Genomic DNA, 23,965 nt, shown 5'->3' with positions numbered 1-23,965 from the left:
GGCGGCGCGGCGCGCGTATCCTTGCGCTTCTTCATTGATCCGCGTGCCTCATGCTTCGAGAACTCAAGACTTTCATCGCCGTCGCCCGGCATGGCACGTTTGCGGGTGCGGGCGAGCGCATCGGCCTCACGCAGTCGGCGGTGAGCGCGCAGATCCAGCGGCTGGAAGCATCGCTCGGCTTTCAGCTCTTCGATCGCACGGGCCGCTCGGCCACCCTCAACGCCGCCGGGCGCGATACGCTGGCGCTGGCCGAACACATCGTCACGCTGTATGACCGTCTGGGCGACCAGGCCGGCGGCAACGAGCAGCGCGGCCTGGTGCGCATCGGCGCGATTGCTTCGGTGCAGACGTCGTTCCTGGTGGATGCGCTGGTGCAGTTTCGCAGCGAATTCCCGCATTGCCGTGCGCGCATCGTGCCTGGTGTCTCGCTGGACCTGCTTGGCCTGGTGGATGCCGGCGAGATCGACCTCGCGGTGCTGATCCGCCCGCCGTTTGCGGTACCGGCCGATCTGGAATGGCGCACGCTGGTGGCCGAGCCCTTCGTGCTGCTGGTGCCTGCCGCCGTGCCCGGCGACGACTGGCGCGCGCTGCTCGCCCATCAACCGTTCATCCGCTATGACCGCCGCTCGTTCGGTGGCCGCCGCGTCGACCAGTTCCTGCGCGACCAGCGCATCACCCCGCACGACGTGATCGAACTCGATGAGCTGCAAGGCATGACGCAACTCGTGGCGCGCGGGCAGGGCGTGGCACTGGCCCCGCAGACCGCCGCGCAAGCCGCCTGGCCACCCGGCACGCGCGCCGTCAGCCTGGGCGACGCCACGTTCTACCGAGAGATCGGCCTGATCGAGCGCCCCCGCCATAGCCGCCAGCCCATTGCGGGGCGGCTTGCCGATTGCATCGACGAAGCCGCACGCGCCGACCGCACCTGAAGCCCATGGTGAGCGCGTGATATCCGGCATTCAGATCGCGCGTTGACCAAGCGTTATATCAACTCGTATATTACGGCCGGTCATTCATCTACGTCCGGGTCTTTCATGCAACGTTTCTCGGTTCGTGCGCAGGTGCGCGCCATTGGCCTGGTCGCTGCGTTGTCGCTGGGTTTTGCAGCGCCAGCCCGGGCGGCGGACCTCGTTGTCTCTGCCGCCGCCAGCCTGACCAACGCCTTCAAGACGATCGCGCAGCAGTACGAAGTGCTGCATCCGGACACCAAGGTCGTGCTCAACTTCGGCGCGTCGGACGTGCTGATGCAGCAGATCGTGAAGGGCGCCCCGGCCGACGTGTTTGCCTCCGCCGACCAGGAGGCGATGAACAAGGCCGCAGCGGAGAAAGTCATCAAGGGGGAGACGCGCCACGACTTTGTCGCCAACCAGCTGGTGCTGATCGTGCCGGCCGCCGGCACGGTGCCCGTGCATGCGCTGGCCGATCTGACGAGGCCCGACGTGAAGCGCGTGGCGATCGGCAATCCGGCGTCGGTGCCGGTGGGCCGCTATGCCAAGCGTGCGCTGGAAGCGGCCAAGCTGTGGGAGCCGGTGGAGACCAAGGCGGTGCTGGCGCAGAACGTGCGCCAGGCGCTGGACTATGTGTCGCGCGGCGAGGTCGAGGCCGGCCTGGTGTTCTCCACCGATGCCGCCATCGCCGCCGACAAGGTGAAGGTGGCGAGCCCCGTGCCGCTGAACGTGCCGCTCACGTACCCGATCGCCGTGACGTCTGGCACGAAGCAGGCCCAGCAGGCGGCCGACTTTGTGGCCTATGTGCTGTCGCCGGCGGGCCAGGCGGTGCTGGCCAGATACGGCTTCCTGAAGCCGTAATCACTCACGCCGTGGCGGGTTGGCCTGCGCGCTCGGCGTCCTTCTTGGGCGTGCGGTGAATGCGCAGCACCAGGAAGGCGCCGGCCACGCACAGCCCACCAGAGATCATCGAGGCAAGCGTGTAGTTGCCCAGCGAGGCGCGCATCATGCCCGCACCCAGCGTGGCGAATGCCGCGCCCAATTGGTGCCCCGCGACGATCCATCCAAATACGATCGGCGCGGCGGCCTTGCCGAACACGTCGTTGGTCAGGCGCACGGTGGGCGGCACGGTGGCAATCCAATCCAGGCCGTAGAAGACGGCGAACACCGGCAGGCCGAAGAACTCGAAGCCGAACGCATACGGCAGGTAGATCAGCGACAGCCCGCGCAGGCCGTAGTACCAGAACAGCAGCACGCGGCTGTTGTAGCGGTCGGACAGCCAGCCCGACAGCGTGGTGCCGACCAGGTCGAAAATCCCCATCGCAGCGAGCAGGCTTGCGCCCTTCACTTCGGAGAACCCGTGGTCTGCGCACATGGCGATGAAGTGCGTGCCGATGTAGCCGTTGGTGCTCGCGCCGCAGATGAAGAAGCTCGCAAACAGCAGCCAGAAATCGCGCTTGCGGGCTGCCTGCACGAGCGTCTGCATGGCTAGCGTGATGGGGTTCGCGCGCGGGCCGTGATCGGCTTCCGGCGCATCGGCGGGTTCGCCGTACGTGCGCAGACCGACGCTCTTGGGCGATTCCGGCAGCAGCAGCCACACGACAGGCAGCAGAAGCGCAAGCACGCTAGCCACGATCAGCACGACCGGGCGCCAGCCGTAATGCTCGACCACCGCCGCCATCATCGGCAGGAACACGAGCTGCCCCGTCGCCGAGCTGGCCGTCAGGATGCCCATGGCCAGGCCGCGATGCGAAGTGAACCAGCGGTTGACCACCGTCGCGCCCAGCGTGATGGCCGCCACGCCCGTGCCGCCGCCCACCATCACGCCCCACAGGAGCACCATCTGCCACGGCTCATGCATCATCGCCGACAGTGCCGTGCCCGCCACCAGCACCGCCAGCGCACCGAGCACCGTCGGGCGGATGCCGAAATACTGCATCGATGCGGCCGCGAACGGCCCGGTCAGCCCGTACAGCGCAATACCGATCGAGATGGCCAGCGAGATCGTGCTGCGGCTCCAGCCGAATTCGTGCTCGAGCGGCAGCATCATCACGCTGGGCGTGGCCCGCGTGCCGGCCGCGCACAGCAGGATCAGGAACACCACTGCGAGCGCAATCCAGCTGTAGTGGAAACGTGGGGCGATGAGGCGGGCAAGTCGCTGCATGAGGTGTCCGATTCGTTCGATTCGATTCTTGTGGGGGCGACAATGTCGTATTCGTTACCGGTCGGTAACAACGTGGTTGCGATAGTAGGTACCGCTCGGTAACATGTCAAGCAGCATTCGAATGACACCGGCGTGGCTGGGGATTTGCCTCCCGCCGCGCCTGCAGGAGTACCACCATGGCCACCGCTGCCCGTCGCGGACCTCGCGCACTTTCCACCGTTTCAACCGCTGACTCCGTCGATCAACCCAAGCCGACGCCGCGCCGTATCAGCGGTGAGGACGCGCACGCGAGCTTGCTCGAGGCGGCGCGTCAACTGTTTTACTACGAAGGCGTGCGGGCCGTGGGTGTCGAAGCCGTGGTGGAGAAGGCCGGCGTCAACAAGATGAGCCTCTACCGGCAGTTCAAGTCGAAGGACGACCTCGTCCTCGCGTACCTGGAGCGCAGCGAAGAGAGCTTCTGGGGTTACTTCAACGCCAGCGTGGCCAAGCATCCCGACGATGCGCGCGCGCAACTGCTGCAGTTCTTTATCGATGTATCTGAACGCGCCTCACGCCCCGGCTACCGGGGCTGCCCGTTTGTGAATGTGGCGGCGGAGTTTCCGGACATGACGCATCCTGCCCGGCAGTTTGTCCAGCGCAACAAGGCGCTGCTGCTCGGCCGCCTGCGGGACCGTGCCAAGGCCGCCGGCGCGACCGACCCCGATGCGCTGGCCGACGACCTTGCTTTCCTGATCGAAGGAGGCTATACCGCCAGCCAGACCTTCGGCGCCGATGCACCGCGCCTCATCAAGAGCCTGCCGCGCACGGCACGCGTGTTGCTCGATGCGGCTATCCCCGCGCGCAAACCGGACTGATGTTGTAGCGCACTCACGCAGACAAGACATGGGCGCGCGGGTGTCGTGCGATGCCGCTACACTCGCTGGCATTGTTGCTTCGGCTGCACCTCGATGACGCCCAACCAAGTCCCGCTTTCTCCCGTTCGCACGGCGCCCGCCACGCCGCTGACCTTGCCGGCCGCGTTGTCGCAGGCGCAGCGCGCGCTCGATCGCATCGTGCTGGGCAAGCCGCTGCAGATCCGTTTGGCGCTGGCGTGTCTGCTGGCACGCGGGCATCTGCTGCTGGAAGACCTGCCGGGCGTAGGCAAGACCACGCTGGCGCATGCGCTGGCCCGCACGCTCGGCCTGCAATATCAGCGCGTGCAGTTCACGAGCGACTTGCTGCCGACCGACCTGATCGGCGTGTCGATCTACGTGAAAGAAAAGGGCGCCTTCGAATTCCACCCGGGGCCGTTGTTCGCGCAGGTGGTGCTGGCCGATGAAATCAACCGCGCCACGCCCAAGGCGCAAAGCGCATTGCTCGAAGCGATGGCCGAAGGGCAGGTCACGCATGACGGTGCGACGTATCCGCTGCCCGAGCCGTTCTTCGTGATCGCCACGCAGAACCCGCTGAACCAGATCGGCACGCATCCGCTGCCGGAGTCGCAGCTGGACCGCTTCACGATGCGGCTGTCGCTGGGGTATCCCGACCAAAGCTCGGAGCGCGCGCTGTACCTGGGCGGCGGTGCACCGCAAGACATCGAACCCGTGCTGGCGGCTGCGCAAGTCGTGGCGCTGCAGACGGCCGCCGATGCCGTCCACGTGGCGCCGGCGCTGGTGGACTACGTGCTCGCGCTTGTGAATGCCACGCGCACCGATGCGCAGGTGCAGATGGGCCTGTCGCCGCGTGCGGGGCTGGCGTTGCTGGCCGCTGCGCGCGCCTGGGCGCTCATCGATGGCCGCGATGCGGTGCTGCCCGAGGACGTGCAAGCCGTGTTCAAGGCCGTGGCGGCGCATCGCCTGCTGCCGACGGGCGGCACGCTGTCGGCGACCGCGCTGGCGCAGCGGCTGCTCGATACGGTCGCCATTCCCTAAGTAGGCAGCGCCATGGCGCGATTGCGATCCCGGCTGCTCGCGCCGTTGCGTCTGCTCGGTACGGGCCTGGCGATGCTGCCCGGCGTGCGCTTTGCGCGGGCACGCGTGCAACGCTTTCTGCAGCGGCCGCGCACGCCACGCGAAGGCCGTATCCGCCTGGACCGCAATCACGTCTACATCCTCCCCACCACAGCCGGCGGCGGCTTTGCGCTGCTGCTCGTGGTGATGCTGCTCACCTCGCTCAACTACAACGTAAGCCTGGGTTTTCTGCTGACCTTCGTGCTGGCCGGCGTGGCGGCGTCCGCCATGTGGCAGACGCATCGCAACCTCGTCGATCTCGAAGTGCGCGGCGCGGCGGGCGAAGCCGTGTTTGCCGGGCATGCGCTGAATGTGGGCGTCGCGTTGGCCAACGTCACCCCGTGGGCGCGCGTGGGGGTGGATGTGAGCGCCGCGCAAGCCGCTGCCGTGGAAACCTCGCTCGACGCGCAGGACGCCATCGTGGCCGCGCTGTCTTTCGCCGATCAGCCGCGCGGCTGGTTCAAGCTGCCGCGCCTGACGGTGTCCACGCGTTTTCCGCTCGGCCTGTTTCGCGCGTGGAGCTATGCCGATGCGCCGCTGACCTTGCTCGTCTATCCCGCGCCGGAACCCGCTGCGCCGCCGCTGCCCGCCAGCTTCGCGCCGGACCCTGGCGACGAAGACGACACGCGCGCCGCGCGCACCCATGTCGAAGAAGCTGCAGACCAGCTACGCACCTACCGCCCGGGCGACGCACTGCGCAGCATTGCGTGGAAACACAGCGCACGGCTGGACACCTGGATGAGCCGCACCGGCCAGCAAGTGCGTCACGCGCAATGCGTCCTCGCGTGGGAAGCGCTGCCGCCGTCGATGAACGTGGAGCAGCGCCTGTCGCGGCTGTGCGCCTGGGTGCTGGCCGCCGAGCACGCGCCCGCTGGCGATGAGCCCGAATACACGCTGAGCCTGCCGGGCGTTGTCATCGGCCCGGCGCGCGGTGCCGCGCATCGGGATGCGTGTCTGCGTGCGTTGGCGTTGTGGGGCAAGCCTGCGATGCCGGAAGGCGAAGCCGCATGACGACGACCGCCACCATCGGCACCGAAGCAGCCGCCTTCGGCTCCGCCCGCGCGTTGACGCACCGCGAGCATGGCTGGCTCATTGCGCAGCTTGCCGTCGTGCTCGCGCCGCTGCTGCGTGCGCTGCCGCTTGTCACGTGTGCCGTGTTTGGCGTGCTGCTGCTTTGGCGCGCGCTGTTGTGGGTGCGGCGCGCGCCGTTGCCCGGCAAGTGGGTGTTGGGGCTGACGGGCGTGGCGACGCTTGTCGTGACGCTGGCGCTCTCGATGCGCACGGGCGGGAACATCGGGCGGGACTTGTCGGTGGCGCTGCTTGGCGCGTTTCTCGTGCTCAAGCTGATGGAATCGCACACGGTGCGCAACGGCGTGCTCGTCACGCAGTTGTGCTGTTTCCTGCTGCTCTCGCAGGTGTTGTTCGACCAGCCGCCGTGGCTGGCCGCGACCATGCTGGCGACCGTGGCGCTGCTGCTGCGCAACTGGCTGTTGCTGCTGCATCCGCAGGCGCGTGCGCGCGTGTCGCCGGCGCGTGTGCTGGCGCGCCTGGTGCTCATGGGTTTGCCGTGCGCGGCCGTGCTGTTCCTGCTGTTTCCGCGGCTCGATCATCCGCTGTGGCGCCTGCCGCAAACGGCCGACACCGCCGTCAGCGGCCTGTCTGACCGCATGGCCCCCGGCTCCGTCGGCCAGTTGATCCTGTCGGACGATCTGGCCTTCCGCGTCGACTTTGTCGGCGCGCCGCCACCGCTCGACACGCTCTACTGGCGCGGCATGGTGCTGTGGCGTTTCGATGGGCAGACGTGGACGGCTGCATCGATGCGGCAACGTCCCGCGCCGGAAAGCGTACCCAATTCTGCGGACGCAATCGGCGGTGCGCCCGGTGTGTTCGACTACAACATCACACTCGAACCGACGCGCCAGCGCTGGCTGTTTGCGCTCGATCGCGGCCAGTCGATCGAGGCACGCGACGGCACCGGCCGCAGCATCGACGGCGAGTTCATCAGCACGCAACCGCTCGACCAGCGTGTGCGCTATCACGCTCGCTCGCGGTTGCCTGCGCGCAATCGCGCGGACGACGCGGCCGCGCTTGACCCGCTTACGCAGCAGATGGCGCTGGCATTGCCGGCGGGCAACCCTCAGGCGCGTGGGCTGGCGGCGCAATGGGCAGAGCTGCCGCCGCCCGACCGCGTATCGGCCGCGCTCAAGCTGTTCGGTCGCGCTCCGTTTGCCTACACGCTTGAACCCGAGCCGCTGCAGGATCAGCAGATCGACGATTTCCTCTTCCGCACGCACCGCGGCTTCTGCGAGCACTACGCGGGCAGCTTCGTCTTCTTGATGCGCGCGGCGGGCGTGCCGGCGCGTGTGGTGGTGGGCTATCTCGGCGGCGAGGTGAATGCCGTGAGCGGCGACATCATCGTGCGCCAGTCCGATGCGCATGCCTGGGCCGAGGTGTGGCTCGACGGGCGCGGCTGGGTGCGTGTGGACCCGACCGCAGCCGTCGCGCCGCAACGCGTTGAACGCGGCCTGGCTGCCGCCGTGCCGGCGAACGAATTCCGCTCGCGCCGTGCAGAAGAACCGGGCTGGCTGCGCAGCGTGCGCTGGGGGCTCGATGGCCTCATCAGCGGCTGGAACAGTTGGGTGCTCGGCTACGACCGCAACCGCCAGGCGCGCCTGTTCGCGTGGCTGGGGCTGGATGCGGCTGACCCTCGCGCAGTGCTGTGGGGCGTTTCGGGCTTGTTCCTGCTGGCCGCGCTGCCGCTTCTGTGGCAGCAGCGCAAGCCCAAGCCGGACCCCGTGCAAGCCCAGTGGCAGCGCCTGTGTGATCGGCTGGCGCGGCATGGCTGCACGCGTGGGCCGGCGGAGGGCCCAATGGCCTACGCCGAGCGTGCTGCCGCGCAATTTCCGCAAGCGGCACAGGCTTTGCGCAATGCCGCCGCCGGCTACGTCGCCCTGCGCTATGGTCGTGACGATGGCGATGCGCAAGCGCGTGCCCGGCGGTTCACGCAGTGGCGCGAAGTCGTGGCGCAAGTTCGGTTGAGCTAGCGGGCAAGCTGTTGATCGGCTTAGAAAACGTGCCCCAAATGCGGGCAAACACCCAGCGAATCGGGCGCGCGGGTCATTCACCTGTGATGGAATATTTTCCAATCCGGGGTTTAAATATTTCGGATAGATAACTCCGGCAGTGCAATAACTGCACGCAGTTTCCCGATTGCAGATAATCGGTGCGACACGGTTACGCAGTCTGTGCGCATTATCGGTGCATATTCGATCCGATTTGACGTCGATGCCCTCACTGGCACAGCGGGAACCTTTCTCATACGATGGTTTTCGTAACGTTTCCGCTGCACTGCAACGTTTGCCGAAAACACCCACCCAACTGGGTTTGCGGCCAGCAGCGGTTTCGAAGATTCCGCAGGAGCCATACCAATGCATCGACCGAAACGCATGCTTGTCGAGAATGTCGCGTGGGCGCACGAAACAGCCGCGCGCGACCCTGAATTCTTTTCGCGTTTGGCCCAAGGCCAACAACCCCAGGTGTTATGGATCGGCTGCGCAGACAGCCGCGTGCCGGCTGAAACCATTACCCATTCCAACCCCGGCGATTTATTCGTTCACCGCAATATCGCCAACCTCGTCTGCCCGGCGGACGACAACACGATGAGCGTGCTCGAATATGCCGTGCGCGTGCTCAAGGTCGCCCACGTGATCGTGTGCGGGCATGACGGCTGCGGCGGCGTCCGTGCATCACTGCTGCCGCCGCCCGACGGACTGCCGCACGTGGCGCGCCGTATTGCGCCGTTGTGTGCGCTGGCGGGTCACCACCGTGCAGAACTCGATGCCGTGCCCGATCTGGACGCGCGCGTCAATCGCCTGGCCGAACTCAACGTGCTCGAACAGGTGCGCTGTCTGCGCGAGAGCCCCATCGTGCGCGATGCAGAACGACCGCCGCGCGTACACGGGTGGATCTTCGGCCTGGCCGACGGGCATATCCGCGTGCTGGCATCGGGCGATCCCGATGCGGAACACGCTACCCGCGGCGACATCCTGATGCCAGCCGAGGCCATCGCGTAGCCCGATTGACGGCGGTGGCGGCGGCCGCCGTTTCCCGACGTTTCCTCTCTCCTCACGCATGCCGGCGGTGCCTCCGCCCGCAGGCAGGCGTTCGCGCGTGCGCAGTTCCTACAACTCCAAGACCATGCAGACACCAACCTCACCGGCTTTCTTCCCGCGCGACATGCTCGCCGGGCTCATCGTCTTCTTCGTCGCCCTGCCGCTGTGCCTGGGTATTGCCAATGCGTCGGGCGTCGACCCGCTCGCGGGGCTGCTCTCCGGCATGATCGGCGGCCTGGTGGTGGCGTTGCTCAGCGGCTCGCAACTGAGCGTGAGCGGCCCGGCTGCCGGCCTTGTCGTGATCGTCGTGGATGGTATTGCCCGGCTGGGCGGCTTCTCGGCGTTTCTGGTGGCCGTGGCGCTGGCGGGCGCGCTGCAGTTTGTATTCGGCATGCTGCGCGCCGGCCGATTTGCGGCGTATGTGCCGTCGTCGGTCATCAAGGGCATGCTGGCGGCGATCGGGCTGCTGCTGATCATCAAGCAGGTGCCGCTGGCCTTCGGGCTGGCAGGCGAGGGCGGCGCTGCAGGCGTGGCGGGCGCGGGCATGATCGCCACGCCGTGGGGCTCGATCTCCTTGCCAGCGCTGCTGGTGACGCTCTTGTCAGCCGCCGTGCTCATCGGTTGGGACACACCGATGCTGCGCCGCTTTACCGTGGTCCGCGCACTGCCTTCACCGCTGGTTGTGGTGGCACTCGGCATTGGCGTGACGTTGCTCCTTGAGGTGGTGGCGCCGGGCATCGCTGTGCCGGCCGAACACCGTGTCGATCTGCCATCGCTGGCGTCGTTCGGGGCGTTTCTCGATGCGCTGGAGTCGCCCACGTTCGGGGCGCTCGGCAATCCGGATGTCTGGCGTGTAGCCGTGGCATTGGCCATCGTGGCCAGCCTCGAGACGCTGCTGTGCCTGGAGGCCGTCGAGCAGATCGACCCGAAGAAACGTGCCGCATCGCCGGACCGTGAGCTGAAGGCGCAAGGCGTGGGCAACATGGTGGCAGGCCTGCTGGGCGGGCTGCCTATCACTTCCGTCATCGTGCGCAGTTCGGCCAACGTGCACGCCGGCGCGCAGAGCCGCTGGTCGGCTGTCGTGCATGGCGCGCTGCTGCTGGCGAGCGTGTTTGCGCTGACGGCCATCGTCAATCTGATCCCGCTGGCGTGCCTGGCGACCATCCTCATCTTCACCGGCTACAAGCTGGCCAAGCCGTCGCTGTTCGTGGCGGTGGCGCGGGAGGGTTGGGACCGCTTTGCGCCGTTCATCGCCACCATCGTCGGCGTGCTGCTGACGGATTTGCTGATCGGCATCGTGATCGGCATTGCGCTGAGCATCGCGCTGGCGATTCGCGCCAACCTGCGCCGCACGATTGTCATGGCGCGCCATCACGACCACTTCCTGCTGACATTCCGCAAGGATGTGTCGTTCATGGGCAAGGTGCCGCTCAAGCGCTATCTGGCGCAGGTGCCCGATCACGCCACGCTCATCGTCGACGCCGCCCGAGCCGATTACATCGACCCCGACGTGCGCGAGATGGTCGAGCACTTCATCGAAGCGGCGCCGACGCGCGGCATCGTCATCGAACGCCATCACTTTGATGCGACCGTGCCGCAGCGTGCTGCCGGGCTCCGTATGCCGCGGCTGCCATTTATGCGAACGGCAACGAGATAACGTGTGCTCGGAGGCTTAACTCAATTTGAGTAATTTGGAGCGTTGCCTCCAAACATAATCGGAAACCCTTGCTGCCAAGCGAACGTTTGCGCCACGGTGACACTGCGTCTGGCGGACGTTTGCTGCCCGCGGTTGGCTTGAGGACGGGGATCGCCGGCGTTTGACAATGTTTGCAATTGCCATCGACTCGGTTAATAGACTGGATTTGAACGCGCTATCCAGCGAGTCCGACGGCGCACCGATAAAGGATCGAATCAGGCAAAAGTGCGCATTATCAAGCGCATTTTTAAAACGGGAGGCAGACATGAAGACATGGCAACGAGGGACACTGGTTTCGGCGGCGTTGGTTGGCCTGCTTGTGCTGGGCGGTTGCGCCAGCTCCGGCTCGGGCGACATGAGCGGCACCTCCGGCAACGGCGGCAGTTCGGCCAACAACGGTGGCGGCTCAGGTTCCAATGGCTCGGGCGGCACGACGACCACCGCATCGACCACACCCACCGGCGACGTGGCCAACAAGGGCGGCGGCGTGCTAACGGCCACGGGCGGTGCCGTCAGCGGGCTCGGTTCGACCATCGGCGGCAGCAATCTGCCGGGAGCATCGGGGTTGGGCAACGTGGTCGACAACGCAGGCAAGACGGTGTCGGCGCTGGGCACCGGCGTGCAGTCGGGTCTGGGCAGCATCGGTACCAACCCGAACCCGATCGGCACCACGGTCTCAAGTACCGGCAACGTGGTGACGCAAGTGGGCAACACCGTCGATGCCACGGGCGGCCTCGTGAGCAGTCTTGGCACCGGACCGCTGCAGCCGCTTTCGCCGGTCACGGCACCGGTCGGCGGTGCGGTTTCGCAGGTGGGGCAGGCGGTGGCCGGCGCGGGCGGCACGCTCGGCACGGCCTTGTCGACCGGGCCGGTGGAACAGGTCACGCAGCAGGTCAGTTCCGCTGTGGTGCCGCTGACCTCGCAGGTGACCACCGCCACGCAGACGCTGGGTAACACAACGGGCCTGGGCGCGCCGGCAACCAACCTGCTGCAGACCGTGGGCGGCGGGGTGGCGAATGTGGGCACGTCGCTCACGGCGACGAACGCGCCGGTCGTGTCGGGCCTTGGCGGCGTGGTGACCGCCACGGGCAACACCGTGGCCGCGTTGGGCGGCCCGCTGTCCGGCGGCAGCACAACGGCCAGCCCGCTGGCGCCAATCACGAGCGCACTGGGCGGCGCCACGGGCGGCAGCAATCCGCTCGGTGCGGTGACGGGCGCACTGGGTGGGGCGACTTCCACGGGCGGAGCCACGGCGCCCATCGGTTCGCTGGTGACCAGCGTCGGCACGTCGGTTACGTCGACGGGGGCCACCACGCCGCTGTCACCTGTCACGGGTGCGGTGGGCGGCGCGTTGACCACCGTTGGCGGTGCGCTGTCGCGCTGAGCCGCAGCCGAAAAAAAGAAGGCCAGCAAAGGCTGGCCCATCTTCCAGCCGTTCATGCGTTGGCGCTGAACGGCTTTTTTGTTGGTGACGCTCAGCCCGGCACGCGCACCCAGCCTTCCATCAACACGCGCGCACTGCGGCTCATGATGGCCTTGGTGACCGTCCATTCGCCGTCCACCAGCTTGGCTTCCGCGCCCACGCGCAGCGTGCCGGACGGATGCCCGAAGCGCACGGCACCGCGTTCTCCACCGCCCGCTGCCAGGTTGACCAGCGTGCCCGGGATGGCCGCTGCCGTGCCGATGGCAACCGCTGCCGTGCCCATCATCGCGTGGTGCAGCTTGCCCATCGACAGCGCGCGCACGAGCAGGTCCACATCGCCTGCGCCGACCTTCTTGCCGCTTGATGCCACGTAGTCCTTCGGCGGCGCGACGAACGCCACCTTCGGCGTGTGCTGCCGCGTGGCGGCTTCTTCAATGCTCTTGATCAGGCCCATGCGCACCGCGCCGTGCGCGCGGATGGTCTCGAACATCGCCAGCGCCTTCGCATCGCCGTTGATGGCGTCCTGCAGCTCGGTGCCGGTGTAGCCGATGGCCTCTGCGTTGATGAAGATCGTCGGGATGCCCGCGTTGATCATCGTCGCCTTGAGCGTGCCCACGCCGGGCACATCAAGATCATCGACGAGGTTGCCGGTGGGGAACATCGCGCCGCCGCCGTCGCCTTCCTCTTCGGCAGCCGGGTCGAGAAATTCGAGTTGCACTTCCGCCGCCGGGAAGGTCACGCCGTCCAGCTCGAAGTCGCCCGTTTCCTGCACCGCACCGTCGGTGATGGGCACGTGCGCAATGATGGTCTTGCCGATGTTGGCCTGCCAGATGCGGATGGTCGCGACGCCGTTTTGCGGCACCCGGCTCGCATCGACCAGGCCGTTGCTGATGGCGAACGGCCCAACCGCGGCGGAGAGGTTGCCGCAGTTGCCCGACCAGTCCACAAACGGCTTGTCGATGGAGACCTGGCCGAAGAGGTAATCCACGTCATGGTCGGGGCGCGTGCTCTTGCTGAGGATCACCGTCTTGCTGGTGCTCGACGTGGCGCCGCCCATGCCGTCGATCTGCTTGCCATACGGGTCGGGGCTGCCGATCACGCGCATGAGCAACGCGTCACGCGCCGCGCCGGGCTGTTGCGCGGCCGGCGGCAGGTCTTGCAGACGGAAGAACACGCCCTTGCTGGTGCCGCCACGCATGTACGTGGCGGGAATCTTCACTTGCGCGGGGTGGTTCATGCGGCCTCCTTCGAAGACTCAAGGAAGTCCTGTGCGAAGCGCTGCAGCACGCCGCCGGCTTCGTAGATCGAGACTTCTTCGTCGCTGTCCAGGCGGCACGTGACGGGCACTTCCACGCGTTCGCCGTTCTTGCGGTGGATGACGAGCGTGAGGTCGGTGCGCGGTTTGCGCTCGCCGATCACGTCGAAGGTTTCGGTGCCGTCAATGCCGAGCGTGAGCCGCGTGGTGCCTGGCTTGAACTCCAGGGGCAGCACGCCCATGCCGATCAGGTTCGTGCGGTGGATGCGCTCGAAGCCTTCGGCCACGATGGCCTCGACGCCGGCCAGTCGCACGCCCTTGGCGGCCCAGTCGCGCGAGCTGCCCTGGCCGTAGTCGGCGCCGGCAATCACGATCAGCGGTTGCTTGCGGTCCATGTAGGTTTCGATGGCTTCCCACATGCGCGTGACCTTGCCTTCGGGCTCGATACGCGCCAGCGAGCCCTTCTTCACCACGCCATCCACCACGGCCATCTCGTTGATGAGCGTCGGGTTGGCAAACGTCGCGCGTTGCGCGGTCAGGTGATCGCCGCGGTGCGTGGCGTACGAATTGAAGTCCTCTTCCGGCAGGCCCATCTTGGCGAGGTATTCACCGGCGGCGCTGCTGGCCAGGATGGCGTTGGACGGCGAGAGGTGATCGGTCGTGATGTTGTCCCCCAGCACCGCCAACGGGCGCAGGCCCTTGAGCGTGCGCTCGCCGGCCAGCGCACCTTCCCAATACGGAGGGCGGCGGATGTAGGTGCTCTGCGGGCGCCAGTCGTACAGCGGGCTCACGTTGGCAACCGACGCGCTGCGCTGCTCGAACATCGGGATGTAGACCTTGCGGAACTGCTCGGGCTTGACGGAAGCGCGCACGATGGCGTCGATCTCTTCATCGGTCGGCCACAGGTCTTTCAGCAGGATCGGCTTGCCGTTGGCATCGGTGCCGAAGCTGTCGCGCTCGATATCGAAACGCACGGTGCCCGCAATCGCATAGGCCACCACCAGCGGCGGCGATGCGAGGAACGCCTGCTTGGCATACGGGTGAATGCGGCCGTCAAAGTTGCGGTTGCCCGACAGCACGGCCGTGGCGTACAGGTCGCGGTCGATGATCTCTTGCTGGATCTTCGGGTCCAGCGCGCCGCTCATGCCGTTGCACGTGGTGCAGGCAAACGCGACGATGCCGAAGCCGAGCTTTTCCAGTTCGTGCTTGAGGCCGGCTTCTTCCAGATACAGCTCAACGGCCTTGGAGCCTGGCGCGAGCGAACTTTTCACCCACGGCTTGCGGGTCAGGCCGAGGCGGTTGGCATTGCGCGCCAGCAGCGCCGCGGCAATCACGTTGCGCGGGTTGCTGGTGTTGGTGCAACTCGTGATGGCCGCGATGATGACCGCGCCATCCGGCATCTGGCCCGGCGTTTCTTCCCACTGGGCGGCGATACCCTTGGCGGCCAGGTCGGTCGTGGCCACACGTGCGTGCGGGTTGGACGGGCCGGCCATGTTGCGCACCACGCTGGACAGGTCGAAGCGCAGCACGCGTTCGTATTCGGCGTTCTTGAGCGTGTCGGACCACAGGCCCGCGGTCTTGGCATACGTCTCGACCAGCTTGACCTGCTCGTCGCTGCGGCCGGTCAGGCGCAGGTAGTCGAGCGTGTTGTCGTCAATCGAGAACATTGCCGCGGTGGCGCCGTACTCGGGGGCCATGTTCGAAATGGTGGCGCGGTCGCCCAGCGTCAGCTTGGATGCGCCTTCGCCGTAAAACTCGAGGTAGGCGCCCACCACCTTCTGCTTGCGCAGGAATTCGGTCAGTGCCAGCACGATGTCGGTGGCAGTGATGCCGGGCTGGCGCTGGCCGGTCAGCTCCACGCCCACGATGTCCGGCAGGCGCATCCACGAGGCGCGGCCCAGCATCACGTTTTCGGCTTCCAGGCCGCCCACGCCGATAGCGATCACGCCCAGTGCGTCGACATGCGGCGTGTGGCTGTCGGTGCCGACGCAGGTGTCGGGATAGGCCACGCCGTCGTGCGCCTGGACAACGGGCGACATCTTCTCCAGGTTGATCTGGTGCATGATGCCGTTGCCCGCCGGGATCACGTCGACGTTCTTGAACGCGAGCTTGGTCCAGTCGATGAAGTGGAAGCGATCTTCGTTGCGGCGGTCTTCAATGGCGCGGTTCTTGGCGAAGGCGTCGGGGTCGAAGCCGCCGCATTCCACCGCCAGCGAATGGTCGACGATCAGCTGCACCGGCACGACCGGGTTGACCTTGGCGGGGTCGCCGCCCTGGTCGGCAATGGCGTCGCGCAGGCCAGCGAGGTCGACCAGCGCGGTCTGGCCCAGGATGTCGTGGCAGACCACGCGCGCCGGGAACCAGGGGAAATCCAGGTCGCGCTTGCGTTCGATGAGCTGTTTGAGCGAGTCGGTGAGGGCGGCTGGATCGCAGCGGCGTACCAAATTCTCGGCGAGGACGCGGGAGGTGTAGGGGAGCTTGTCGTAGGCGCCCGGCTGGATGGCTTCCACGGCCTCACGTGCGTCGAAGTAATCGAGGTTTGTGCCGGGGAGCGGTTTGCGGTGGGTGGTGTTCATGGTAGTGGTACATCCCTTGTTTCATCCCCTGCCGGGGCTGACTCACTTTCTTTGTCTTGCCAAAGAAAGTAAGCAAAGAAAGGCGCGCCCGATGCGGCGACCCCCTCCTTGAATTTATGTCGCAAGGAGGAGAAGGGGAAAACTCGCTGCGCTCAGACAGTTCCCCTTCTTTTTTCCTCCTTGCAACAGAAATTCAAGGCGCCGCATAGGGCAGGAACGTCAAAGGCCAAACCGTCTGAGTGCGTGCGGTGGCGTTTCTCTTACGGGCGCTTGCCGATCGGTACGAACTTCAGGTCGTCGGGGCCGGTGTAGTTGGCGCTCGGGCGGATGATCTTGTTGTCGATGCGTTGCTCGATGATGTGCGCCGCCCAGCCGGACGTCCGTGCGATCACGAACAGCGGGGTGAACATCGCGGTCGGTACGCCCATCATGTGGTACGACACGGCGCTGAACCAGTCCAGGTTGGGGAACATCTTCTTGATGTCCCACATCACGGTTTCCAGGCGCTCGGCAATGTCGAACATCTTGGTGTTGCCGGCTTCCTTCGACAGCTTGCGCGCCACTTCCTTGATGACCTTGTTGCGCGGGTCGGACACGGTGTACACCGGGTGGCCGAAACCGATCACGACTTCCTTGGCTTCCACGCGGCGGCGGATGTCGGCTTCGGCCTCGTCCGGGGTGTCGTAGCGCTTCTGGATCTCGAAGGCGACTTCATTGGCGCCGCCGTGCTTCGGGCCGCGCAGTGCGCCGATCGCGCCGGTGATGGCGGAGTAGATGTCCGAGCCCGTGCCGGCAATCACGCGGCCGGTAAACGTCGATGCGTTGAACTCGTGCTCGGCATACAGGTTGAGCGACACGTGCATGGCATCGACCCACGATTTGGGCGGCTCCACGCCGTGCAGCAGGTGCAGGAAGTGGCCGCCGATGGAGTCGTCGTCCGTTTCCACTTCGATGCGCTTGCCGTTGTGGCTGTAGTGGTACCAGTACAGCAGCATCGAACCGAGCGAGGCCATCAGGCGGTCGGCGATGTCGCGCGCGCCGGGGGTGGCGTGGTCGTCCTTTTCGGGCAGCACCGTGCCCAGCACCGACACGCCGGTGCGCATCACGTCCATCGGGTGGGCGGAGGCGGGCACCCATTCCAGGGCGGCCTTCACGTTGGCGGGCAGGCCGCGCAGGGCCTTCAGCTTGGCCTTGTAGGCCGCCAGCTCGGCCTTGTTCGGCAGCTTGCCGTGCACCAGCAGGTGGGCGACTTCTTCAAACTCGCACGCGCCGGCCAGGTCGAGGATGTCGTAGCCGCGGTAGTGCAGGTCATTGCCCGTGCGGCCAACGGTACACAGCGCGGTGTTGCCGGCCGTCACGCCCGACAGGGCCACGGACTTCTTCGGCTTGAAGGCGCCTGCGTTCGGCGTGCTGTTATCGGCTTCGCTCATGGTGTGGTCTCCTTGGATGCGTTGAATTGGTTTGGATGCGGAGGCGTTATTTCTGTGCGGCAAACAGCGCGTCGAGCTTGTCTTCGTACGCGTGGTAGCCGAGATATTGATACAGATCGGCGCGCGACTGCATGGTTTCCACGGCCGCCTTCTGCGTGCCGTCACGCATCACCGTTTGATAGAAATTGAGCGCCGCTGCGTTCATCGCGCGGTAGGCGCCGCAGCAGTACAGCGCGATGTCGACGTTGGCGCTGCGCAGCTCGTCGGTGGTAAAGAGCGGCGTGCTGCCGAATTCGGTCAGGTTGGCCAGGATGGGCACCTTCACGGCGGCCTTGAAGCGGCGGTAGTCGTCCAGCGTCTTCATGGCTTCCGGAAAGATCATGTCGGCGCCCGCTTCCACGTACGCGACGGCGCGCTCGATGGCGGCGTCGATGCCTTCGGAAGCGGCGGCATCGGTGCGGGCCATGATGACGAAGTCGTCATCGGTGCGGGCGTCCACGGCGGCCTTCACGCGGTCGACCATTTCATCGGTGGAAACCACTTCCTTGCCCGGGCGATGGCCGCAACGCTTTTGGCCAACCTGGTCTTCCAGATGCACCGCGGCCACACCGGCCTTGATGAACGAGCGGATGGTGCGGGCGATGTTGAAGGCGCCGCCCCAGCCCGTGTCGATATCGACCATCAGCGGAATCTGCACGGCGTCGGTGATGCGGCGGGCGTCGATGAGCACGTCTTCCATCGTGCTGATGCCCAAGTCCGGAATGCCCAGCGAGTTGGCCGCCACGCCGCCGCCCGACAGGTACACGGCCTTGAAGCCGGTCTGCTCGGCCATCTTGGCGGCGTAGGCAGTGATGGCGCCCACCACTTGCAGCGGTTGGGATTCAGCCACCGCAGCACGGAATTTGGCGCCGGCGCGGGTGGGGTGTCGTTGCGTTGTGCTCATGTGTGGCTCCAGAAAGAACGGCCTAGGAGAGCAGGAAGCGGGCCACCCGTGCGGGTTGACGTAACCCCTTGATTTGTATGGGTGTGACGTTGCCGCCCGCGCGCACTCCATTTCAAAAATGAAACTTGCGATTTCAATATGGAAACGCGCGGCGCATAATGTCCGGACTGCTGTTGTTCCCTGTCGCGCCGCACCATGAGCCCCACTGCAACCGACCTGACCGACCGCCCTCGCATCTGGGCCTGCGGTATCAGCCGCCTGAGCGATCTCTTCCTCGACATTGCCGCCGAGTACAACCACCGCGCCGAGCTGCGCGTCATCACGCGCGGCTTTGAAGACATCGTGCGCGAGATCGACGCGGCCGGCCCCGAGCGTCCCGACGTGGTGGTGGCAGGCGGCTCCAACGGCGCTTATCTGAAGCCGCGTCTGTCCCTGCCGGTGGTCGTCATCAACCCGACGGGCTTTGACGTGATGCATGCACTGGCTCGCGCCCGCCGCGATGCGGAATCGGTGGCGCTTGTCACCCACGGCGACACGCCCGAAGAGGTGCGCCGTTTTGTCGCCGCCTATGGCATGGACGTGGTGTTTGCCTCGTACACCTCGCGCCAGGGCGCAGAGAGTTGCGTGCTGGACCTGCGCGACCGCGGCGTGGGCGTGGTGGTCGGCCCCGGCCTGGTGACGGACCTGGCGACGCAGGCCGGCATGAACGCCGTGTTCCTGTATTCGCGCGACTCGGTGCGTGCCGCATTTGATACCGCGCTGGAAGTCGTACAGGCCACGCGCCGCGAAACGCTGCGCCGCCAGCGGCTGGACAACCTGCTGCAGCATCTGCGCGACGGCGTGGTCGCGCTGGATGCGCAGGGCCGCGTGGAAGCCATCAACGAGCGGCTGGCCACGGCGCTTGGCATCGAGGCCAAGCAGGCCATCGGGCAACCGCTGCTCAGCATCGCGCCCAACCTGCTCGGCTTGCTGCCCGATAGCGATGGCGACACGCTTGGCACCGTGCGCGGCGTGAACTACGTCATCCACCGCGGCCCACTGGCGAGCGCTGGCGCGGGCGCCGCTGAAGGCACGGTCTTCACCTTCCAGGAATCCCGCGCGGTGGAGCGGCTGGACCGCACGCTGCGCTCGCGCCAGCGCCCGCAGCAGTTCAGCGCGCGCTACCGTCTGGAAGACCTGGTCGGCGAATCGCTGCCCATGGAGCGCGTGCGGACGCTGGTCCGCCGCTATGCCAAGTCCGACGCCACGGTGCTCGTGCTGGGCGAATCCGGCACGGGCAAGGAGATGGTCGCGCAGGGCATGCATCAGCTCAGCGCGCGGCGCGATTTTCCGTTTGTCGCCATCAATTGCGGCGCTTTTCCCGAGGCGCTGCTGGAAAGCGAGCTGTTCGGCTACGAAGAGGGCGCGTTCACCGGTGCACGCAAGGGCGGCAAGACCGGCTTGATTGAAGCGGCGCACCGCGGCACGCTGTTCCTCGATGAAATCGGCGAGATGCCGCTGCCGCTGCAAAGCCGCCTGCTGCGCGTGTTGCAGGAGCGCGAAGTGGTGCGGCTGGGTTCCACCGAGCCCACACGCGTTGATATCCGCGTGGTGGCCGCCACGCACCGAGCGCTGACGGATGCGGTGGAAGCAGGCACCTTCCGCGCAGATTTGTATTACCGCCTCAACATCCTCAGCATTGCGCTGCCGCCGCTGCGCGAACGGCCCGACGACGTGATGCCCCTGGCCGCAGAACTGCTCGTGCAAGCCGCGCGCCGCGAACCGCGCCTGCTGCTGCGCATTGCCGACACGGAAGAGGCCGCCCGCGTGCTGGCCGGCATTGCCGAGCCGCTGCGGCGTTACACCTGGGCCGGCAACGTGCGCGAACTGCAGAGCGTGGTCGAACGGATTGCCGTTGAACTCGCCTATACCGAAGAGGCCGGCCCCGTTACGCACGACGTGCTGCGGCTGATTGCCCCTGAAGTGTTTGCCCACGCCGCGCCCGGCAAACCTGCGGCACTCACGCTGCGCGAACGCAGCCGGGGCGTGGAAGCGGACGAGATACGCGCAGCGCTGGCGGCACACGGCGGCGACCGGGATGCGGTCTGCGCGGCGCTTGGCATCAGCAAGACGACGCTGTGGCGGCGGCTGCAGATGGGCTAGATCAATAATCAGCGGCGTGGGTGTTGCGGTCGACGGGCGGGGTGACTATCGTGCAATGCTCCATCGAGCCTCACTGCGTACCGACAGGTGCGCGAACAGAAGGTCAACACCATGGCACAACAAAGCCGCCCCCACATCATCCTCGCCAGCCTGACGCTTGCTGGCGGGGCGCGCTACCCATCGGCCCTGGGCCATCTCATCCGGACGGCCGCTGTTGCGGCGTATCTGGCAAACGTTTTGGAGCTGGACGATGCCGAGCAGCGGCATATCTACCTTGTGGCGCCCGTGCACGACGTGGGCAAGCTCGGCATTCCGGACGACGTTCTGCTCAAGCCCGCCTCCCTGACCGACGCCGAGCACGAGATCATGCAACGGCACTCGAACATCGGTGCCGACCTGCTTGCGGGCACGACCGACCCGCTCCTGCAAATGGCGGCGACCGTCGCGCGCCATCATCACGAGCATTTCGACGGCAGTGGTTATCCGGCCGGCCTTGCGGGCGAAGACGTGCCGCTTTCCGCACGCATCGTCGCCATCGCAGATGCGTTTGACGCCATGCTGGAGCCGCGTGTTTACCGCGAAGGGATGCCGGAAGACGACGCAATCGATACGCTGGCCGACGAGAGCGGCCGGTATTTCGACCCTACGCTGGTGGAATGCTTCCTGAAGAACGTGTCGGGGGTCCGGCGCGTTCGGGCTGCAGCTGAAAGCCTGGTGCAGCAGTACGGCGACGTGTCGGGCGTCATCCGGTTCTATGCTGCGCGGGGCGAATCCCCTGCATTCCTCAGGCATATCCAGACGCTCGGATGACCGGCGCGCGGCCCCGCGCATCATCGCTGGCGCCGCAACACCGCGCGCGGCGATCTCCAAGGCGGGGTCACGCTCTTCGCGCAAGTATTTGCCGCGACACAGAAGTGGGTGAGCCGCCGCCCTGCAGCGCAATGCCCACATAACCCTTTGGACGGCTTTTCGGTCGGGCCGGAACCGTGGAGAATCGCGCTCCAACCCTGCTCGCCAACCTGTAGTTCGGAATGACAGAAAACAATCCCTCGGAGACCGCCCGGCACGCCCTCAGGCTGCTGGCCTCACGCAGGTTGGCGCCCACGCCAGACAACTTCGCCTCGATCTATTACGAAATCGCCGGCAACAAGCCAAACGCAGACGCCCAGGACGCCGACCGGATGGCGCTGGTGCGCGAGTTGTGCGAACAGCTCGCCCGTACGGTGGAATGCTGCCTGCCGGTGCTCGGTGAAGACGATGCCGGCATCGGCCCCGCCGCCTGGGCGCTGATCCGGGCCTGCCGCTCCGAATTCGAAAGTCTCGCCCACCTGAACACCAAGCTCTCGACGTTCAACCATCGGCTGTCGCTGGCGGCCGAAGACCAGAGCGAGATCCGCCGGGCATTGCTGGGCCTGCTGCAACTGGTGTTCGAGAACATCGCCGAGCTGTCGTTGGACGACCGCTGGCTGCGCGGCCAGATCGAAGCCCTGATGAAGGCCAGCGAAGCCCCCGTGAGCCTGCGCCGGCTGGATGACCTGCGCCGCCGGCTCATGGAGGTGATCCAGAAGCAAAGCTCGCTGAAGACCAAATCGATCGAGGCGCAGGAAGAGATGAAGCGGCTGCTGGCTGCCTTCATGGAGCGCCTGTCCGTCGCCGCTGAAACCTCGGGCGAGCATCACCGCCAGATGGAAGCCTGCGCCAAGAAGATCGAATCGGCCAGCAGCATTGCCGAGATCGCTCCGGCCATTCAGGATGCGTTGTCGGCCACCCGCTGGATGTCGCTGGAGTCGGCCCGCAATCGCGACGTGCTGTCGGCCATGAAGGTCAAGGCCGAAGAGGCCGCCGCCGAAGTCGCGCAACTGCGCAAGGCGCTCGACATGGCATCGGCGTCGGCGCGTCACGATCTGCTGACCGGCGCGCTCAACCGCAAGGGTCTGGAAGAGGCGCTGGAGCGCGAGGTTGCCCGCGCAGCGCGCCAGAACACCGCCCTCTCCATCGCGTTCCTCGACATTGACGACTTCAAGTCGATCAACGACACCCACGGCCACAGCTTTGGCGACGATGCGCTGTCGCACCTGGCCCAGGTGGCGCGAGAATCGATGCGCCCGCAGGACACGCTCGCCCGCTTTGGCGGCGAGGAATTTGTGATCCTGATGCCGGACACGTCGCTGGAAGAAGGCGTGCAGACCATCGTCCGCCTGCAGTGCGCGCTCACCCAGCGCTTCTTTGCGGCAGGCGACACCCGGCTGTTCATCACCTTCTCCGCCGGCGTGGCGGAAGTCGGCAAGGATGAACCGCCCATGGCGGCCATCCAGCGCGCCGACCGTGGCATGTATCAGGCGAAGCGCGCCGGCAAGAACAAGGTGGTCAGCGTCTGAAGCGCGCGCTCCAGGCTTGTTGCGACTACTCCAGCATCGATAGCGCATCGGCCAGCGACAGCACCGTCGTGCGCGACTCAAACGCCGTGGCAAACAGATGGTCGTGCACGACCGGGTCGGGGTCGTAGCAGCAATCCTTCACGGTGAACAGGCGGTAGTCGGCATCGCTCGCGTGTGCAATGGACGACAGCATCACGCCTGTCGACGCCACGCCCACCATGATCAAGGTATCAATGCCCTTGGCGGACAACCGCACCTGCAGATCGGTGCCGTAGAACACGCTGGCGCGGTGCGCGATGATGATCGGTTCATCGGGCTGCCGGCCGAGTTCCGGCGAGATGCGGTCTTCAACGAACAGCCCCAGTTGCTTGACGCCTTGCCCGTTCTTGTTCAACGGGCTGACTTCCGGATAGCCGGGGCTGAAGTGGAACTTCGCGAAGTAGACGCTCACGCCCTGGGCGCGCGCGGCGTCGCACAGCGTGCGGGTGTTGGAGAGCAGCGTGGGCGCGACCGAGGGAAACAACGCCATGATGTCGGTCTGGTAGTGCATGACCAACAATGCCGTTTGCTTGGGAACCAGCGCGAATGTCGACATAGGGCTACACGATCCGGGAGGGGAGGGCGGTCGACTCTATCACGCACACCTGTGTGGATTCACCACAGCCGGCGGGGCGTTCGGTTGCGGGCTGACAACCGCGGCGCTACATTACGACCTCGTCTAAAAAGGCAGACTTGGTTTGGTAAGCCCAAGTCCTTCCCTGCACGTGCATCGCGCGCAGCGGAAGCTCTGGCCGTGCCTCGTGCACTAGTCCCCACGACGAACATCCGACGCCATTCCGGCGCCTATTGTTCGTCCGTGCGGTTCTGGAATCTAGCCACGATGAGCCGCTCCGGTCGAACGACCACACAGG

18 protein-coding genes are annotated in these 23,965 nt (G+C 66.3%); 12 read left to right on the top strand and 6 right to left on the bottom strand.

Translation table 11 applies throughout. From position 1 onward, the window contains the following. Positions 1 to 50 precede the first annotated feature (50 nt). Together R2669_RS04655 and modA are read left to right on the top strand one after the other, a co-directional pair. Entirely contained in the window at positions 51 to 929 is an 879-nt protein-coding gene (locus R2669_RS04655) for a LysR family transcriptional regulator (RefSeq protein WP_316898896.1), read from the top strand. A gap of 105 nt (positions 930 to 1,034) precedes the next feature. After that, a complete protein-coding gene (gene modA, locus R2669_RS04650; RefSeq protein WP_316898893.1) occupies positions 1,035 to 1,808 on the top strand; it encodes a molybdate ABC transporter substrate-binding protein in 774 nt (257 codons plus the stop codon). Positions 1,809 to 1,812: 4 nt separating this feature from the next. Here the strand turns inward: modA and R2669_RS04645 are convergent, their stop codons facing one another. Next, positions 1,813 to 3,111: an MFS transporter gene (locus R2669_RS04645; protein ID WP_316898891.1), complete on the bottom strand. Its 1,299-nt coding sequence runs from the start codon at positions 3,109 to 3,111 to the stop codon at positions 1,813 to 1,815. Positions 3,112 to 3,287: 176 nt separating this feature from the next. On the opposite strand from R2669_RS04645, the gene R2669_RS04640 reads away from it, so the two are divergent. The 7 genes from R2669_RS04640 to R2669_RS04610 all read left to right on the top strand — a co-directional run bounded on the left by R2669_RS04640 (position 3,288) and on the right by R2669_RS04610 (position 12,291). Next, on the top strand, positions 3,288 to 3,965 hold the full coding sequence (locus tag R2669_RS04640) for a TetR/AcrR family transcriptional regulator (protein ID WP_316890309.1): 678 nt from the start codon (positions 3,288 to 3,290) through the stop codon (positions 3,963 to 3,965). A 93-nt stretch (positions 3,966 to 4,058) separates the two neighbouring features. Beyond that, entirely contained in the window at positions 4,059 to 5,021 is a 963-nt protein-coding gene (locus R2669_RS04635; RefSeq protein WP_316898890.1) for an AAA family ATPase, read from the top strand. Between the two features lie 12 nt (positions 5,022 to 5,033). Beyond that, the gene (locus tag R2669_RS04630) at positions 5,034 to 6,110 is read left to right on the top strand and encodes a DUF58 domain-containing protein (RefSeq protein WP_316898888.1); all 1,077 of its coding nucleotides are present in this window, start codon (positions 5,034 to 5,036) and stop codon (positions 6,108 to 6,110) included. Next, positions 6,107 to 8,143, top strand: a complete 2,037-nt coding sequence (locus R2669_RS04625; RefSeq protein WP_316898886.1) for a transglutaminase TgpA family protein — start codon at positions 6,107 to 6,109, stop codon at positions 8,141 to 8,143. Before R2669_RS04630 ends, R2669_RS04625 begins: the two co-directional genes overlap by 4 nt. A 384-nt stretch (positions 8,144 to 8,527) precedes the next feature. After that, complete coding sequence (locus R2669_RS04620) at positions 8,528 to 9,172, top strand: carbonic anhydrase (protein ID WP_316898884.1); 645 nt, start codon at positions 8,528 to 8,530, stop codon at positions 9,170 to 9,172. A gap of 124 nt (positions 9,173 to 9,296) precedes the next feature. Further along, positions 9,297 to 10,868 carry a SulP family inorganic anion transporter gene (locus R2669_RS04615; RefSeq protein ID WP_316899074.1) on the top strand — a complete coding sequence of 524 codons (1,572 nt, stop codon included), beginning with the start codon at positions 9,297 to 9,299 and terminating at the stop codon, positions 10,866 to 10,868. Positions 10,869 to 11,172: 304 nt separating this feature from the next. Then, complete coding sequence (locus tag R2669_RS04610) at positions 11,173 to 12,291, top strand: collagen-like triple helix repeat-containing protein (RefSeq protein WP_316898882.1); 1,119 nt, start codon at positions 11,173 to 11,175, stop codon at positions 12,289 to 12,291. Positions 12,292 to 12,382: 91 nt separating this feature from the next. On the opposite strand, the gene prpF is transcribed toward R2669_RS04610, so the two are convergent. The 4 genes from prpF to prpB all read right to left on the bottom strand — a co-directional run bounded on the left by prpF (position 12,383) and on the right by prpB (position 18,534). After that, positions 12,383 to 13,567 carry a 2-methylaconitate cis-trans isomerase PrpF gene (gene prpF, locus R2669_RS04605; protein ID WP_316898880.1) on the bottom strand — a complete coding sequence of 395 codons (1,185 nt, stop codon included), beginning with the start codon at positions 13,565 to 13,567 and terminating at the stop codon, positions 12,383 to 12,385. Then, positions 13,564 to 16,161: a Fe/S-dependent 2-methylisocitrate dehydratase AcnD gene (gene acnD, locus R2669_RS04600; protein ID WP_316898879.1), complete on the bottom strand. Its 2,598-nt coding sequence runs from the start codon at positions 16,159 to 16,161 to the stop codon at positions 13,564 to 13,566. The genes prpF and acnD overlap by 4 nt, the downstream gene beginning before the upstream one ends. A 260-nt stretch (positions 16,162 to 16,421) precedes the next feature. Further along, complete coding sequence (prpC, locus tag R2669_RS04595) at positions 16,422 to 17,591, bottom strand: bifunctional 2-methylcitrate synthase/citrate synthase (protein WP_065859522.1); 1,170 nt, start codon at positions 17,589 to 17,591, stop codon at positions 16,422 to 16,424. A gap of 46 nt (positions 17,592 to 17,637) precedes the next feature. Beyond that, positions 17,638 to 18,534, bottom strand: a complete 897-nt coding sequence (gene prpB / locus R2669_RS04590; RefSeq protein ID WP_316898877.1) for a methylisocitrate lyase — start codon at positions 18,532 to 18,534, stop codon at positions 17,638 to 17,640. Between the two features lie 195 nt (positions 18,535 to 18,729). Here prpB and prpR point away from each other — a divergent pair, with 195 nt between their 5' ends. The 3 genes from prpR to R2669_RS04575 all read left to right on the top strand — a co-directional run bounded on the left by prpR (position 18,730) and on the right by R2669_RS04575 (position 23,054). After that, positions 18,730 to 20,676, top strand: coding sequence for a propionate catabolism operon regulatory protein PrpR (gene prpR, locus R2669_RS04585; RefSeq protein ID WP_316898875.1), 1,947 nt, complete (start codon positions 18,730 to 18,732; stop codon positions 20,674 to 20,676). Between the two features lie 111 nt (positions 20,677 to 20,787). Next, a complete protein-coding gene (locus R2669_RS04580) occupies positions 20,788 to 21,486 on the top strand; it encodes an HD-GYP domain-containing protein (RefSeq protein WP_316898874.1) in 699 nt (232 codons plus the stop codon). Between the two features lie 221 nt (positions 21,487 to 21,707). Continuing rightward, positions 21,708 to 23,054, top strand: a complete 1,347-nt coding sequence (locus R2669_RS04575) for a GGDEF domain-containing protein (protein WP_316898872.1) — start codon at positions 21,708 to 21,710, stop codon at positions 23,052 to 23,054. A gap of 25 nt (positions 23,055 to 23,079) precedes the next feature. Here R2669_RS04575 and R2669_RS04570 read toward each other — a convergent pair whose 3' ends face one another. Further along, a complete protein-coding gene (locus tag R2669_RS04570) occupies positions 23,080 to 23,649 on the bottom strand; it encodes a cysteine hydrolase family protein (protein ID WP_316898870.1) in 570 nt (189 codons plus the stop codon). Between the last annotated feature and the right edge of the window lie 316 nt (positions 23,650 to 23,965).

Source organism: Ralstonia edaphi, from assembly GCF_958350185.1.
Classification (GTDB): domain Bacteria; phylum Pseudomonadota; class Gammaproteobacteria; order Burkholderiales; family Burkholderiaceae; genus Ralstonia; species Ralstonia edaphi.
Note: the sequence above shows the minus strand (reverse complement) of the source record. Positions and strands in the feature narration are given on the sequence as shown.